The sequence below is a fragment of the Altericroceibacterium indicum genome (assembly GCF_009828105.1).
In the GTDB taxonomy this organism is placed as follows: Bacteria; Pseudomonadota; Alphaproteobacteria; order Sphingomonadales; family Sphingomonadaceae; genus Altericroceibacterium; species Altericroceibacterium indicum.
Genome location: NZ_WTYQ01000001.1, coordinates 350,231 through 364,677 on the forward strand (window position 1 = coordinate 350,231; position 14,447 = coordinate 364,677).

A 14,447-nucleotide genomic window follows, 5' to 3' on the forward strand; every position below is an offset into this window, starting at 1 on the left:
ATGCGCAAGGCGGCGCTTTTGGATTTAACAGGCCAGTTCCATTGCCTCTTCCAGAGAGCCTGCCTGGGCGGCCTGTTCCAGAATTTGTGCTAAGGCCGGATCTGTCCCGAGGCCGAAAGTGGTCATGGAAATTGCGCCATACATGCAGCCGTCAATCAGACAGTCGAGAGGTTCGTTCTCCGCTGCGGCCAACCCAGCGATATAGAGCAATGGAATAAAGTGATCGGGCGTAGGAACCGCGATGTCAAAATCGGGGTGATCCAGTAGTTTGAGCATCTGGCCTGGATCTTTTGCTGCCTGATCAATGGTGGCTTGTTCAAACCGTTTGGCCCAATCCTCCCCATGATTGGCCATGCGGCGGTTCATCAGGCTGAGGTTATGCACGACATTGCCGGTGGCCAGAATAAGCACACCCTCATCACGCAAGGCAGCAAGTTTGGCGCCGAGTTCAACATGATATTCAAGCGGCTTCACCCCGTTGAGAGAGAGCTGCGCCACTGGAACATCCGCTTCCGGATACATATGGGCCAGCACCGACCATGTGCCATGGTCGAGACCCCATTGATCCTGATCCGCACCTGCCCAGAAGGGAGCGGCCAGCTCTACAACACGGCGTGCGAGGTCCGGCGCACCGGGTGCTGGATATTGGAAGGTGCTGAGCCTTTCAGGAAATCCGTAAAAATCATGGATGGTTCGTGGGTGCTCCATGGCCGTAACGGCTGACGTCCCGAAATACCAATGAGCGGAAATGGCCAGAATAGCCTTCGGGCGCGGTAATGCCTTGCCCAGAGCGCGCCAGCATCGCGTATAAGAGATATTGTCGAAAGTGTTCGTCGGGCTACCGTGTCCGATGAACAGGGCGGGCATACGGGTCATGGCAATCTACCTCTGGCCAACGCGCGATCATTCCAGTGCGCGCATAATCACAAGAGGCAATAGATATGATCGCACAAGGCTTTGAGAAAGGTCTATCCTGCACGTAAGCGCCACGGAGCAAGGATTTGCGCGCTGTACTGTTTACTTCTCAACCACTTCATCATCCGGGCCGACCGGAAATTGCGAGAATAAAGCCGTTGCCAACCGGGTTGCGATGGCTTGTTCGGAATAATCATCATCCCCTTCACGGGTGTAGATTGTAGCGCGGCCTTCCCACAGGACATCTCCGCTTTTGGCATCCAGGATGCGGGCCATCAGGCGGGTTGAGAGCAAGGCTGTGCGTGGCTTGCTGAGGTCCACATTCACCGCCATGCCCATGAAAGAGCCATGATTGGAAACTCCAACAGTCGTTTCCCCACTGACAGGATTGCGCTTTTGTTCCGCAGGTTCTGCAACCGCGCGATCGACCTGTACTTCAGCGATCTGCCCCTGATTGGTCTCTTGGCGCATCGTATCATAGCCAAGGTTCACCATCTGGTTTTCAACCGCAGCGGCATAAGTGGAGGTGCTGCGAGAATCGTTGAACCCATCCACAGATGCATTCACCGTAATGTGACCATGCTGAAGCTGGTCCACTGCGTCTTTGCTGACGAAGCGGGACACTTCCACATGGCCTTCACGATAGGGGCTGCTGGTACCTTGTGTCCGATCAGGCCAATTACTTCGCATCGGGCTATCCCATGCAGAACGGCCCCACATACCGCCGCCCCATGGCCCATATTGTGCGATGGCCGGAGTCGGCGCGAGCGCAACAGCGAGAAGGGCAAAAGCTATGGGACGGAATTTCAAACGCATGCTGGCTCACTTCAAATGATTATAGCCCCGACTTGCCCAAGGCTAGGCGGGGCGTTCTTTCCGCAGGATGAATGGCAGATGCGTGATATGCAGGCGATCAGCCTACAAGCATTTCATTTTCCGCCGCCGCCGCCGCTTCACGATCACGCTGCGCGCGGCTTTTCTTTTCCGCCGTTGTTTTGAGCTGGCCGCAAGCCGCATCAATGTCACGGCCTCTGGGTGTGCGGACAGGGGCACTGATCCCTGCTTCAAAAACGATGTTGGAAAAGCTGCGGATACGATCAGGTTCAGAACATTCATATGTCGCACCCGGCCATGGGTTGAACGGAATAAGGTTCACCTTGGCAGGAAGGTCATACTTTTTGAGCAGGCGGACAAGTTCATGCGCATCGGCATCGCTGTCGTTCTTGTCTTTGAGCATCACATACTCAAAAGTGATACGGCGCGAATTGGAAGCGCGCGGATAGGCTGCGCAGGCTTCAAGCAATTCTTCAATGCCATATTTCTTGTTGAGTGGAACAATCTCGTCACGCACTTCCTTGCGTACTGCATGAAGGCTGACCGCCAGATTGACGCCGATTTCTGCGCCACAGCGTTCCATTGCGGGAATAACGCCACTGGTGGACAGGGTGATCCGGCGGCGAGACAGGCCAAGGCCTTCGCCATCCATCACCAACTTCATTGCATCACGGACATTATCGAAGTTATAGAGCGGTTCGCCCATACCCATCAGCACAATATTGGTGAGCAAGCGGCCATCCGCCCGGTATTCGGCTTCGTCCTCTTCCTCAGCAATATCCATCCGGCCTTTGGGCCATTCGCCCAGAGCATCCCGCGCGAGCATCACCTGGCCAACGATTTCACCCGGTGTCAGATTGCGCACCAGGCGCATGGTTCCCGTGTGGCAGAAGGTGCAGTTCAGCGTGCAGCCGACCTGACTGGAAATACACAGCGTTCCACGATCTGCATCGGGGATGAAAACCATTTCATAATCATGCCCATCCGGCGTTCGTAGCAACCACTTGCGGGTTCCGTCAGTCGAATGTTGGGCTTCGACAATATCTGGCCGCCCGACAATGAAACGTTCTTCCATCCAAGGGCGCATGGTTTTGGCAATGTCAGTCATTGCGGAAAATTCAGTCACGCCGCGATGATAGAGCCAGTGATACACTTGTTTGGCTCGCAGTTTGGCCTGTCTGGTATCGAGCCCGGCCGCCGCAAAGATTTCCATGATCCGTTTTTTGGGCAAACCGAGCAGGTCCACGCGTCCATCAGGACGTGGTGTTATGTCACGTGCGACGGGAACCGGGTCCACTTGCCCCGGTATGCTCATTAAAGATGTGTCGGCCATGGACACTATATACGGGCACTTGTGAAGGATTGAAAGCGTGGCTGTACAGCGGTTCCCACGGTCGTTCCTGAATGTGACCACGGTTTGACGTTCGTATCAAACGGTTGAGCGTAATAGTGTTGCGCGAAAGCATCACAAATTTCGTTGTGTTATATTAATGAAACTCAATTGTGCGCGACACATTCTCCTCCCTGAACGACACATCGTCGTCACAACAAGGAAATGGAGTATCGTTATGAAAAAGGGTTTTGCACTTCTCGGCGTGGTTACGCTTGCGGCCCTGTCCACCCCAGTGATGGCTCAGACAGCGCAGGAAAACTTCAGTGGTCCGCGCGTCGAAGGTCTTCTGGGCTGGGATGAGTCCAAGCCAGGTAGTTCAGTCGATGGCGATTCTGACGCCTCGATCGACGGCCTCGCATATGGTGGCGGCATTGGTTACGACTATGCAACGCCAAGCGGTTTCGTGATTGGTGTTGAAGGTGAAATCACCGGTTCAACTGCTGACAACAAGGGCGATACGTATAACAACGACATCTTCGGGCTTGGCAGCGTTGAAACGGGCCGTGACCTCTATGCCGGTATCCGTGCAGGTTACGCCGTAACGCCGAACACGCTGGTTTATGCGAAGGGTGGTTACACCAACGCTCGCTACAACCTCGTTGGCACTGATGGCACCAATGATTTCAACGACCATCTTGATCTTGATGGCTGGCGCGTAGGTGCCGGTGTTGAACAGGCACTGTCACCAAACACTTTCGCCAAGGTCGAATATCGTTATTCGAACTACGAAAAGGGTGAATTTGACGCCAATGATCTGCCAGAAAGCAACCGCTTTGATGTCGATTCCGATCGTCATCAGGTTATGGTTGGCTTCGGTTATCGCTTCTAAGCGATTGACCTGATTTCAATTGCAAAGGCCGGGGGGAAACCTCCGGCCTTTTCTTTTGTCTCAGCGGATTTTGGCACAGGCTAAGGTCGCAGCGTCCATCGCACTGGCAGCGCCTTCCAGCCGGTAGCGGTCGGTGAAGCTTTTCTTATCGCTTCCTATTGCCCTGACCGACATTCCCTCGGCAGAGCGCATGGCGGATATAATCGCCGCATCCATGGCCTTGTCTCGTGCCCAGGCATTGTTCCCACTTCCCATCAGGCTGAACCTACGCTTCCCAATAGAAAGGGTGATGGCAGAGCCAGTTGCCAGTTCACGAGACAGCCGCAGGTATAATTGGCCGTGTACTTGTTTCTTCGGCCATGTTCCCACGCTTGCGGAACCTAGAGGCGCATCGGGCTTGCCGCGCGGTTTTTCGCTGATCGCGATGGCATAACAGCGCGGAATGCTGGGATCTTTGAAGCTTCCCCAATGATCATACACGCCAAGGCTGTCTCTTGCTGCAAGTGCAGAACCGGGCAGGGCGCACGCGAGCACCAGCGATATAGCAACGCAGCGCCGCATCAGTCTGCGTGTATGCTGCGGGTTTCGGGATAAGAAATGGCGATGACTTCCCATTCTTTTTCGCCGCCAGGCAGCCTTACCTTACGTAAGTCACCAAGAGCGGCCCCGCGCAGGGCACGGGCAATAGGTGCGCTCCAGCCGACTTTACCCGCGCTCGCGTCCTGTTCATCATCGCCCACCAAAGTGAGAACGCGCTCTTCATCATCTTCATCTGCGATGGTGACAGTTGCGCCAAACCACGCACGGGATTTGTCGGCTTGGTCTGCCGGGTTGATAATTCTTGCAGCCTTCATCCGGCGCGCGAGCCAGCCTAGCTCCCGATCAATCTCGCGCATTCTTTTGCGCCCATAGAGATAGTCGCCATTTTCCGAACGGTCCCCATTGCCTGCCGCCCAACTGACGATTTCGACAATCTCAGGGCGTTCCTTGCTGAGCAAGTGGTCGTAACGGGCCTTCAATGCGGCAAGGCCTTCAGGGGTGATGGGGTTGGAAGCAGGTTTCATTGCTGCCCTCGCTAGCCGATTGCTCCGACTGATGCGAGAGGTGAGGAATACCTGCCCCCATAATGGCTCAAGCAGCTTCGATCATAGCCACATCGACGGTGAAGGAGCCATTGTCTTCAATCTCCAATGCAGTCACCACGTCTTCGCTGCATGATTGTTGAACGGTGCGAATTGCCGCTATCTGAGCGGCAGGGGTTTGCATACGCGCGGTCCAACTGGTGAAGTCCATCCGCAACCGTATCACATCGCAACTGCGGATATGAAAACCGGCGCGGTCGAGCATCGAAGTCCATTCGCGCAGAGCATAGTCGCGGACATGAGACGGATCGCGCAACAGTTCCAACGTTTGGAGATGTGTATCGGCAGCAGCGGACCCTTGTGGCGCGATCACGTCGATGAACAGGGCTGGCGAGCCTTTTGCCAATACCCGCCTTGCTTCACACAGGCCAGCTTGCGCATTTTGCCAATGATGGGTGGAAAAGCGACAGGTGAGAAAGTTAAAATGCGCATCAGGGAATGGCAAATCTTCTGCAGCGGCAATTTGTGTTTCCAGATTTTCAATACCGCGTCTTGCCGCTTCGCATGAGACAGCCTCCAGCATGTCTGGCAAGAGGTCGCTTGCTGTTACGGTCTTTGCATAAGCGGCTGCGGTATAGGCTGTGTGGCCACCACCTGTGCCCATATCAAGCGCGCGGGCAGGGGCTGTCTCCTGAGCGCGTTTGGCTACCCATTCCAGATCTTTGCCGCTCGCATGGACAGTGCTTGCGACATAAGCTTGTGCCGTGCTGCCAAACTGCCGATTGACCAATTGCTCATATTTTTCACTCATCAAATGTTCCTTTCGAAACCACTCTTGCGATAATAATTTCCTGTTACCAGAGATATAATTATCCTAGTATAAGCGCTGATATGATGACGGAAGATCAGCGCAAATTACTTGGCAGTTTTGTTCGTGCCCGGCGGGAGAGTGTGGCCGTGGATCGGCCGGGGCGGCGCAGGACACCGGGCTTGCGACGCGAAGAATTGGCAGATCGTGCCAATATCAGCGCGACATGGGTGACCTGGATCGAACAGGGGCGTGACGTTCGTCCGTCCGCACATACGCTCGATCATCTGGCACAAGGCCTGTGCCTGAGCCGGGCAGAACGACAATATCTCTTCTCTCTGGCGGGGCGAGAAGACCCGGCGGACCCCTTCGCTATATTGCCGCAAGATGCGTCTGCATCGATAGATGCGCTGGTGGATTGCCTGCCATGGCCAGCATATGGGCTTAACCCCATCTGGAATGTCACTTGCGCCAATGGCTATGCGAGAGAGCTGTTCACAGGATTGTTTGATGAAACGGAAGCGCCCAATCTTTTGCGCTACTTCTTCACCCATCCATCTGCGCGTATTCTACTGCCGGACTGGGATCAGCGGGCCTTGCGGATTTTGGCGGAGTTCCGCCGTGATTACGGTAGAACAGTTTCTGACCCGAGAACCCAAAGTGTGGTTGATTGGCTCAAAGCCAATAGCGAAACCTTTGCTGCAGGATGGGAGAAACAGGCAGTGTCTGAGCGTGAAGGCGGACGGCGCAGCTTCAACCACGCAGCAAAGGGCTTGCTTCATTATACGCAGCACACACTGGCCAATCCTGAACGGCCCGACTTTAAACTGGTGACCCTCCAGCCCGAAGGCTGAAGGGTCAATTCATTATTTCAGAAAATCGCTGAGCTTGCGAGGTTGCCCATAAGTGGCCTTATCAGGATAAATCGCTTCATAGACTACGGCATTTTCCAGCACACGCTGTACATAATTTTTGGTCTCGAAAATCGGGATCTCTTCAATCCAGCGGACCCAATCGACAGAAGGTGTGCGTGGGTCGCCATTGGCGCGGAGCCATTTATTCACATTTCCGGGGCCGGCATTATAAGCCGCCACAGCAAGCGGGTAGGACCCGTTGTAATAGTTGAGCATTCGCTGGAAATACCCGTTGCCAAGGCGGATATTGTAGCTTGGGTCATCAATCAAAGACGCTGACATATATTGGATGCCGGTTTTGCCCGCTTGTTCGCGTGCGGTACCGGGCATCAATTGCATCAATCCGCGCGCGCCTGCATGGCTGATGGCATTATCGGCAAACTGGCTCTCCTGTCTGGCAATGGCATGAACCATAGTCCAATCCGTGCCGGGAGGTGTGTTAAGCGTCGGAAAGGCCAGACGGGTAAAGCCCTTCAAGCCATCTGCTCCAGCGGCTTCACCCACATTCACTGCAAGATCGCGGCGGCCAATTTGCTGCGCGAGCTGTGCGACAAGAAGATGCTCATCTTCCGTATGCGCTTGTGATGCAATTTCACGATAGAAGCGAATGCCGGTGCTCCATGGCGCATCACGGGCTACTTCAGCTACCGCCTGTGTTAAAGGCTGAGCATAAAAAGCCGCCCGCTCCGCACTGGTTGGCTGAGTGGTAGGCATGTCACTGAAATCAGGGACTTTGCGGCCGAGAGCTTCAAGCGCCATCAAGCCATAAAAGCGATCCGGATAGTCAGCGGCCATTTCGAAATAGCCGCGCGCTTCTCCTGTTTTGCCAGCACGCTGTTCAGCAAGGCCCGCCCAAAAGAAGCCCTTGGAACGGGTCTGGGGTGTTTGTGCTGCTGCGCCATAGCGAAAGAACAGCGGTGCAGCGGCGACGGCATCACCCAATTCCCAAAGCGCTTTAGTTCCACCCAGCCACATTAGGCTGGTGTAATCGTCACGTAATTTATACCCCCGTGTGCTGACGTCGGCACCGGCTGCAAAGGCGTCGTCCACCGAAGCCGCGATACGCTGAGCACTGCGCGCATCGGCGATCCGCGCGACATTGAGCAGTTCTTCAACCCAAGCCGTTTGATCAAATGGGATGGAAGAAAGCTGGGGGCGATTGGCCAGCATGGAAACTGCATCCGAAGGGCGCCCCTCCAGCCGCAATTCACGCGAACGGTTAAACAGGTATCCCGGATCGCTCAATGCGCCAGGTGCATTAGTGGCCCCGTCACCGCCTTGCAAAATAGAGAGGCGTGCGGTGAAGAGCGCGCGTTTTTCTGGTGGGGCAAAGGCTATTTGCCGTTCGGCAGCCTCCCGGTCACGTTGCCACAATAAGGCATCGAGCCGTGCCTCTTGATCGGCTGGCGTGAATTGCCGGCCAAACATAGCGTAAATGCTTGCCTCCGCTGTCTCGTCCATGCCGCCGCCGCGCCATGCCTCACGCGCCATAGCAAACGCATCGTTCGGACGCTGACCGGACAGTGCCAGAGCATATTGGGCTTTCGCCTCATTGGTCACTGGCGGATAGCGATCAAAAAATGCCACGAGTCTGGCGGGGTCAACGAATTCGGAACCCAGCCGGCCTTCGGCATATTTCTGCAATGTACCAGCATCGGGAAATCCCGGGTAGGTAATCAAAAAATTCGCATAATCATCGAATGACAGGCGGCTATTTGATTTCAATTGCTGCCAGCGATCAACCGCCTGAGCCATCCGGCCAGGCTCGCGAGCGACCAGGTTTTGCCGAGCATTATCCCACCGATCTGCGTCTTGCGCAGCAGCTGGTGCAGAGGCGCTGACGGTTGAAGCGAGGAGGGCGGCAAGAAGAGATGTACGGACCATGCTGGACATTATGGCCTTAGGTTCCTTATCAGGCGCTGAACGGAATATCCGTGGAATTCATGCAAACGGTATGAGTTCTTGTTTTTATGACTGAATTACGGGAGCGGCGCAAATGTTCTCAGGTTCCATTCCGGCCCTGGCGACTCCTTTTCGCGATGGAGCGTTTGATGAAAACGCATTCCGTTGCCTTGTGGATTGGCAGATCGAAAACGGATCTAAAGCTTTGGTGCCTTGTGGCACGACCGGGGAGGCGTCCACGCTTTCCAATGCAGAGCACCATCGGGTCATTGAAGTATGTGTTGAGCAGGCTGCAGGCCGTGTGCCAGTGATCGCAGGTTGTGGCAGTAACGACACGATGAACGCGCTGCTCCATATGACCTTCTCCAAAAAATGCGGAGCCAGCGCCGCCCTGGTGGTTGCGCCATATTACAACAAACCGAGCCAGGCTGGGATCAAAGCCCATTTTTCCTATCTTGCTGAACATATCGATCTGCCGATCATTCTTTATAACGTGCCTGGCCGGACGGTGACCGATATTTCTCCTGAAACCGTGTGCGAACTGGCCAAGACCTATCCAGACCGGATCATCGGGATCAAGGATGCCAGCGGTGACCTGTCTCGCGTAGTCGATCACCGGATGGGAATTTCAAAGGATTTCTGTCAGCTTTCAGGTGATGATGAACTGGCGCTTCCGGCCAATTCAGCAGGTGCTGTGGGATGTATTTCCGTGACGGCCAATGTTGCCCCTAAGCTGTGTGCTGAATTCCAACAGGCATGTGTGGATAATGACATCGTGCGTGCGCGGGAACTCAACGATCTGCTTTACCCGCTGCATTACGCCATGTTTGAAGATGCCAGCCCCGGCCCTGTGAAATATGCGCTCAGCCGGGTGCATGATTGGTTTACTGATGAAGTCCGTCTGCCGCTGGTGCCATGCAATGAAGAGGCGCGCAAAGCCGTCGATTCCGCATTAGAGCGTGCAGGTCTTATCTAAGGTCTTGATATTGTAAAAAGGGGAGTGAGGCCATTGCTGCTTCGCTCCCCTTTTGGCTCCTGATGAATTGTTGGCGTTCAGTTAGGAGGGTTGTTTTTCTTCACAAAAGCGATTGCGTCTGTGAGCATTTGCTTGCGCGTTTCAGCACGAGAGAGCCAGTGATCTTCGCCTTTCAGCTCGATAAATTCATAAGGCTTATGAGCATCTTTCAGCGCATCGGCCATTTTAGAGCTTTGCACATAAGGAACAACCGTATCATCGCGCCCGTGCATCAGCAGGATAGGGGCGTCAGCGTTTTGTGCAAAACGCCTTGGTGAAATGTCGCGATAAGCGTCTTTGGGGCCAAGGGAACGTTGCAAATTATTCCTCAGCACTTTGCTGTTGCCGCTTTCCTTGTAATCGGTCTGATACATCAGTTCGACGTCCGACACCGGCGCAACCGCGACAGCGCATTGGTAAAACCCTTTCTGCATGGTCACGCCAGCAAGCGCAGCATATCCGCCATAACTTGCACCCATTATGCAAACCCGCTCTGGGTCAATAATGCCCTTTTCAGCGAGCGCTTGAAGACCGTCTGAAATGTCAGACTGCATTTTCCGGCCCCACTGACCATCACCGGCGCGAATAAATGCCAGATCGCGATTGGTTGAGCCCCTGAAATTCGGCTGAAATACGGCATAGCCTTGTGCTGCCAAAGCCTGTGCCCACCAATCAAAACTCTCATCATCATGGGCGCGTGGGCCGCCATGAGGCAGCATTATAGCAGGAAGGTTTTTCGCCTCACGGTTGACCGGCAGGGTCAGAATGCCGTCAAGGTCGAGCCCATCAGACGCTTTGTAGGCAAACACTTCAATTTTACCGACGGCTTCATCAGGGATTGCTGGGCGTTCAAGAGCGATCTGCTCCGCGCGAAGCTGTTGTGTATCAACGAAGAACCACGATCCGCTATCATGGTTGCCGCTCGTTCGAACAAGAACATATTGAAAGTCGGGTGTCCAATCGACCAATCGCATCTTGCGTGATTTGAAGGCTTTGAAGATCTTGGCGACAACCTTCTGGTGATCGGCATCGAAGAAAACCGGCTCAACACCGCCTGTTTCACGCAAATATCCGGTCAGGCGACCATTTTCCGGATCAGTGTAGATCCGTTCAATATCTTCATTTGCAAACACTTCATGGGTTTCACCATTACCGGACAGTGGCAGTTCATACCACGACACACGTTCATCATCATTATCGAAGGCGGAGTAAATGACGGTATCGCCTTTGTTACCAAGCGTAACAAGTGAGACGGTGCCATGCGGATCAACACCTTCGGCAATGACAGTGCGTGCGGCATTCTTGATTTGCCATTTGCCATCGCTTTTGTTGATCTCCAGCTCGGCCGCGATTTTGCCGTCTGTTCCGATCAGCCAGTCATTGTATTTATCGGCTGAACTGGGCGCATCGACCCGCTTCGAATGATTGTCAGCAAGGTCAATTTCGTAAAGGCCCTGCTTGCCGCCAACAAATACATACCCTTGTGCGCTATGATCGGACTGCATTTCTATGCCGCCGTAATAGGCCTTCCACTTTCCATCGATCTTGCGAACGCCATAGTTGCCAAAAACAGCATTCGCGACATTGCGTTTATCCTGGAAAACTGACTGGATTTTCTTTTTGTTGTTCGTGTCGATCAGTAGGGCGCTGTAGAGTTCAAACTGATCGACATTGTAATTCATATTCAGCTTTTGAGTCTGGCTGGCTTCAACCAAAAGCGTGTTTTCATTGGCCCATTGCAACCGACGAATCTTAACATTCTCGACCGGTACAGAAGAGATGTAATGCAATTCATTATCCATGGTGAAGATTTGCCGCTGACCGTTCCACGTGCCGAGCGCTGCCAATTTGTCGCCATCAGGTGATAGAGCAATGTCTTCAATTGCAGGTAATTCACCATAAGCCTCAATTGGGGGAGGGCTTTGGTTGTCATTGCCTTGCGCAGTTGCCGCGAACGGCATTGCAAGTATGAGGCAAGCATACCCTGCAAAAAAAAGATTCTTCATGAATTTTCCCGAATAAAATTCAGCGCGATCAAATGATATAGTGGAGCGAGTTAAGAAATTTGTATTGATTGAGTCAAGTGATTTACGAACTACAATCATATTTCAATTAGCGGGATTATATTTTTCTACAAATGCAATGGCTTCTTTGAGCATTTGGTTGCGTGTCTCGGCACGGGATAGCCAGTGATCTTCGCTCTTTAGTTCAACCAATTTATAGGGCTTGCCCGCATTCTTCAGCGCATCCGCCATTCGTTTAGAGTGTTCAAATGGCACTACGGTGTCATCTAGACCGTGTATCAACAGCACCGGGGCGTCAGCTTTAGATGCCTGTTCTTCGGGAGAGTAGGTTTTCAAGCTTTCGCGCGGGCCTAATTCCTCAAGCAGTCTTTTCTGCGTGAGTTTTGAGCGCCCGGACATTTCAATGTAGCCGGTACGATAGAGCGTGTCCAAATTGCTGACGCCGCCTACTGAGACGGCGCATTTATATTTGCCTTGCTCGATCGTGACGCCTGCCAGAGCAGCATATCCGCCATAGCTTGCACCCATGATGCAGGCGCGGTCAGGATTGACGATGCCTTGTTTGACAAGCTCGGCTACGCCGTCAGAAATATCGGTCTGCATCTTCCGGCCCCATTCCCCGTAGCCAGCGCGCATGAACGTGACATCCTGATCGGTCGAACCCCGAAAGTTTGGCTGAAATACGGCGTAACCTCTTGATGCGAAAGCTTGTGCCCACCAGTCAAACACAGCGGAATCGTGCGAATGTGGCCCTCCATGTGGCAGTACCACCAAGGGAAGATTCTTGGCGTCGCGCGCTGGTGGAAGCGTAAGAATGCCATCCATTTCAAGCCCGTCTGCCGCCGTATAATCGACGGTGCGAATTTCCCCGATCATGTCAGCCGGGAGGTCGGGGCGCTCAGAGCCAAGCTTCAAAAGTCCGCTTGTCGGAATCTCGACAATATACCAGTCCCCGGCTACACCTTCGCCGCTGCGCCGGACAATGACTTTGCTAACATCGTCTGACCAATCGACCATGTTTGTTCCGCCGCTCCCGAAGGAGCCCCAGATCTTCTGGGCGGCCATCTGATCTTCTTTGGCGAAAAAAACGGGTAATCCGCTTTCTCGATAATAACCGTCCATCAATCCGGTCATTGAGTTATATGATATTGCAGTGGCGTTTTTACCTTCCAAAATCTCTTTAGGTTCACCGCCAGTCAGTGCAACTTCATAGAAATGCCGCGCACCGCCTTCTTCATCACTTGTGCTGTATATTGCTGTCGTTCCGTCTGTTCCCAGCGATATAAGGCTAATCCTGCCGTCCGGCTTTTGTCCTTTGGCGATCGTGTTTCCCTTGGAGTTTTCTATTCTCCAGGAACCATCACGATCATAAAAATCGAGTTGAGCAGCGATTTCTCCATCTGGGCCAACAACCCAGTCACGATAAGCGCCTTCACTGGCGGGGTATGAGGCTATCTTGGGTTCGTTACGCTCAAGGTCCACTGCCATAAGGGCGGGGCGACCATGGTCAAATTTGTAGGTGCCACTGCCTTCCTGTTTGAACAGGATACCGCCGTAGTAACCGGTCCATTTTCCATCAACTTTGCGGACGCCATAAGATCCGAAAGTCGCATTTGCTATACCGCGTTTGTTGAGAAAAATAGTTTCAGGCTTCTTTTTACTATCTACCGATACAATCATCACTCGGTAGACTTCAATCAAATCGCCAGTGAAGCCAAAGGGTAACTCTTCAGTCTGGCTGTAACTTAGCAACAGCAGCTCATCGCCTGCCCAGGCAATGCTACGTAACTTTGTGTCGCCTGCTGCCATGGACATGATGGGTTGCATGGCTGAATCGAAAATGACGATTTGCCTTTTGTCCCCTTCCGTCAAAATTAAAGCGACATGTTCGCCACTTGGTGAAATTGCCGCATCATCGAATGTGGGCAAATTGCCGTAAATTTCGAGCGGTGGAGCATCTGTCGCTAAAACGGGCGCAGTAAACGCCATCAAAGTTGCGCCGCAAAGCGCTGCCACAGATTTAACAAATACAGCCAAAATAACCCCCCGGTTTTAATAGTCATTTATTTGTGCATTTAATGCCCCCTTCGAGCAAGAGGTTTTGGTCATAGGTACAAGTAAAATCAGAAGGCCGATCTTTGGAGGGGTGAGGGCAGTCTGAGAGTGCGATATTCTTTTGCAGTTTACCCGTAGATTCTCGCTTAACGCCTTTCGCTTTTGGTGTGCACACACTACATGCTGCACAATTATGGCACGTCCCAAACCCACCACTTTCGACAAGCACAAGATCGTCGCCGAGAATCGGCGTGCGCGATTTGATTATTTTATCGAGGAAACTTTCGAGGCTGGCATTGCCCTGACAGGGACTGAGGTGAAAAGCTTGCGCTTTGGCCAAGGCTCAATCGCAGAAAGTTATGCCGAGGTAAAAGGCGGGCAAGCTTGGCTGGTCAATTCCAATGTTCCGGAATTCAGCCATGGCAATCGCTTCAACCATGAGCCTAAGCGTCCCCGCAAGTTGCTGCTCCATGAGCGTGAAATCAATCGGATGCACGGTGCAGTAGAGCGTAAAGGTATGACTTTGGTACCGCTCTCGGTCTATTTTAATGCCAAGGGTCGGGCCAAGGTCGAACTGGCGCTTGCTAAGGGTAAACAGGCCCATGACAAGCGCTCTACGATCAAGGATCGTGACTGGCAGCGCGACAAGGCAAGGATCATGCGCGAAAAAGGATAA

The 14,447-nt window shown here is 53.3% G+C and carries 13 protein-coding genes; 4 read left to right on the forward strand and 9 right to left on the reverse strand.

Annotated elements, in window-relative coordinates; genetic code table 11:
* Positions 1-24: 24 nt before the first annotated feature.
* The 3 genes from ygiD to rlmN all read right to left on the reverse strand — a co-directional run bounded on the left by ygiD (position 25) and on the right by rlmN (position 3,082).
* Positions 25-876, reverse strand: a complete 852-nt coding sequence (ygiD, locus tag GRI39_RS01715) for a 4,5-DOPA-extradiol-dioxygenase (RefSeq protein ID WP_160737962.1) — start codon at positions 874-876, stop codon at positions 25-27.
* A gap of 141 nt (positions 877-1,017) precedes the next feature.
* A complete protein-coding gene (locus tag GRI39_RS01720) occupies positions 1,018-1,731 on the reverse strand; it encodes a DUF4136 domain-containing protein (protein WP_160737963.1) in 714 nt (237 codons plus the stop codon).
* Between the two features lie 97 nt (positions 1,732-1,828).
* On the reverse strand, positions 1,829-3,082 hold the full coding sequence (gene rlmN / locus GRI39_RS01725) for a dual-specificity RNA methyltransferase RlmN (protein ID WP_160737964.1): 1,254 nt from the start codon (positions 3,080-3,082) through the stop codon (positions 1,829-1,831).
* A gap of 235 nt (positions 3,083-3,317) precedes the next feature.
* Here rlmN and GRI39_RS01730 point away from each other — a divergent pair, with 235 nt between their 5' ends.
* Positions 3,318-3,971, forward strand: coding sequence for an outer membrane protein (locus GRI39_RS01730; RefSeq protein WP_160737965.1), 654 nt, complete (start codon positions 3,318-3,320; stop codon positions 3,969-3,971).
* A 60-nt stretch (positions 3,972-4,031) separates the two neighbouring features.
* On the opposite strand, the gene GRI39_RS01735 is transcribed toward GRI39_RS01730, so the two are convergent.
* The 3 genes from GRI39_RS01735 to GRI39_RS01745 form a co-directional block, all read right to left on the reverse strand.
* Positions 4,032-4,532, reverse strand: coding sequence for an invasion associated locus B family protein (locus GRI39_RS01735; RefSeq protein ID WP_211371399.1), 501 nt, complete (start codon positions 4,530-4,532; stop codon positions 4,032-4,034).
* Positions 4,532-5,035 carry a GreA/GreB family elongation factor gene (locus GRI39_RS01740; RefSeq protein WP_160737967.1) on the reverse strand — a complete coding sequence of 168 codons (504 nt, stop codon included), beginning with the start codon at positions 5,033-5,035 and terminating at the stop codon, positions 4,532-4,534. Before GRI39_RS01740 ends, GRI39_RS01735 begins: the two co-directional genes overlap by 1 nt.
* Positions 5,036-5,102: 67 nt before the next feature.
* Entirely contained in the window at positions 5,103-5,864 is a 762-nt protein-coding gene (locus tag GRI39_RS01745; RefSeq protein WP_160737968.1) for a class I SAM-dependent methyltransferase, read from the reverse strand.
* Positions 5,865-5,944: 80 nt separating this feature from the next.
* Between GRI39_RS01745 and GRI39_RS01750 the strand changes: the two genes are divergently transcribed.
* The gene (locus tag GRI39_RS01750) at positions 5,945-6,715 is read left to right on the forward strand and encodes a helix-turn-helix transcriptional regulator (protein WP_160737969.1); all 771 of its coding nucleotides are present in this window, start codon (positions 5,945-5,947) and stop codon (positions 6,713-6,715) included.
* Between the two features lie 12 nt (positions 6,716-6,727).
* Here GRI39_RS01750 and GRI39_RS01755 read toward each other — a convergent pair whose 3' ends face one another.
* Positions 6,728-8,668 carry a lytic transglycosylase domain-containing protein gene (locus tag GRI39_RS01755; RefSeq protein WP_160737970.1) on the reverse strand — a complete coding sequence of 647 codons (1,941 nt, stop codon included), beginning with the start codon at positions 8,666-8,668 and terminating at the stop codon, positions 6,728-6,730.
* A 103-nt stretch (positions 8,669-8,771) separates the two neighbouring features.
* Between GRI39_RS01755 and dapA the strand changes: the two genes are divergently transcribed.
* Positions 8,772-9,653, forward strand: a complete 882-nt coding sequence (dapA, locus tag GRI39_RS01760; protein WP_160737971.1) for a 4-hydroxy-tetrahydrodipicolinate synthase — start codon at positions 8,772-8,774, stop codon at positions 9,651-9,653.
* Positions 9,654-9,730: 77 nt separating this feature from the next.
* Here dapA and GRI39_RS01765 read toward each other — a convergent pair whose 3' ends face one another.
* On the reverse strand, positions 9,731-11,698 hold the full coding sequence (locus tag GRI39_RS01765) for an alpha/beta hydrolase family protein (RefSeq protein ID WP_246204826.1): 1,968 nt from the start codon (positions 11,696-11,698) through the stop codon (positions 9,731-9,733).
* A 102-nt stretch (positions 11,699-11,800) separates the two neighbouring features.
* The gene (locus GRI39_RS01770) at positions 11,801-13,525 is read right to left on the reverse strand and encodes an alpha/beta hydrolase family protein (protein ID WP_246204827.1); all 1,725 of its coding nucleotides are present in this window, start codon (positions 13,523-13,525) and stop codon (positions 11,801-11,803) included.
* A 439-nt stretch (positions 13,526-13,964) separates the two neighbouring features.
* On the opposite strand from GRI39_RS01770, the gene smpB reads away from it, so the two are divergent.
* The gene (gene smpB / locus GRI39_RS01775; RefSeq protein ID WP_160737972.1) at positions 13,965-14,447 is read left to right on the forward strand and encodes an SsrA-binding protein SmpB; all 483 of its coding nucleotides are present in this window, start codon (positions 13,965-13,967) and stop codon (positions 14,445-14,447) included.

Excerpts from the sequence above, each read along its gene's own strand:
- ygiD (WP_160737962.1), bottom strand. The coding sequence starts at position 876 with ATGACCCGTATGCCCGCCCTGTTCATCGGACACGGTAGCCCGACGAAC.
- GRI39_RS01720 (WP_160737963.1), bottom strand. The coding sequence starts at position 1,731 with ATGCGTTTGAAATTCCGTCCCATAGCTTTTGCCCTTCTCGCTGTTGCG.
- rlmN (WP_160737964.1), bottom strand. The coding sequence starts at position 3,082 with ATGGCCGACACATCTTTAATGAGCATACCGGGGCAAGTGGACCCGGTT.
- GRI39_RS01730 (WP_160737965.1), top strand. The coding sequence starts at position 3,318 with ATGAAAAAGGGTTTTGCACTTCTCGGCGTGGTTACGCTTGCGGCCCTG.
- GRI39_RS01735 (WP_211371399.1), bottom strand. The coding sequence starts at position 4,532 with ATGCGGCGCTGCGTTGCTATATCGCTGGTGCTCGCGTGCGCCCTGCCC.
- GRI39_RS01740 (WP_160737967.1), bottom strand. The coding sequence starts at position 5,035 with ATGAAACCTGCTTCCAACCCCATCACCCCTGAAGGCCTTGCCGCATTG.
- GRI39_RS01745 (WP_160737968.1), bottom strand. The coding sequence starts at position 5,864 with ATGAGTGAAAAATATGAGCAATTGGTCAATCGGCAGTTTGGCAGCACG.
- GRI39_RS01750 (WP_160737969.1), top strand. The coding sequence starts at position 5,945 with ATGATGACGGAAGATCAGCGCAAATTACTTGGCAGTTTTGTTCGTGCC.
- GRI39_RS01755 (WP_160737970.1), bottom strand. The coding sequence starts at position 8,668 with ATGTCCAGCATGGTCCGTACATCTCTTCTTGCCGCCCTCCTCGCTTCA.
- dapA (WP_160737971.1), top strand. The coding sequence starts at position 8,772 with ATGTTCTCAGGTTCCATTCCGGCCCTGGCGACTCCTTTTCGCGATGGA.
- GRI39_RS01765 (WP_246204826.1), bottom strand. The coding sequence starts at position 11,698 with ATGAAGAATCTTTTTTTTGCAGGGTATGCTTGCCTCATACTTGCAATG.
- GRI39_RS01770 (WP_246204827.1), bottom strand. The coding sequence starts at position 13,525 with ATGGCAGCAGGCGACACAAAGTTACGTAGCATTGCCTGGGCAGGCGAT.
- smpB (WP_160737972.1), top strand. The coding sequence starts at position 13,965 with ATGGCACGTCCCAAACCCACCACTTTCGACAAGCACAAGATCGTCGCC.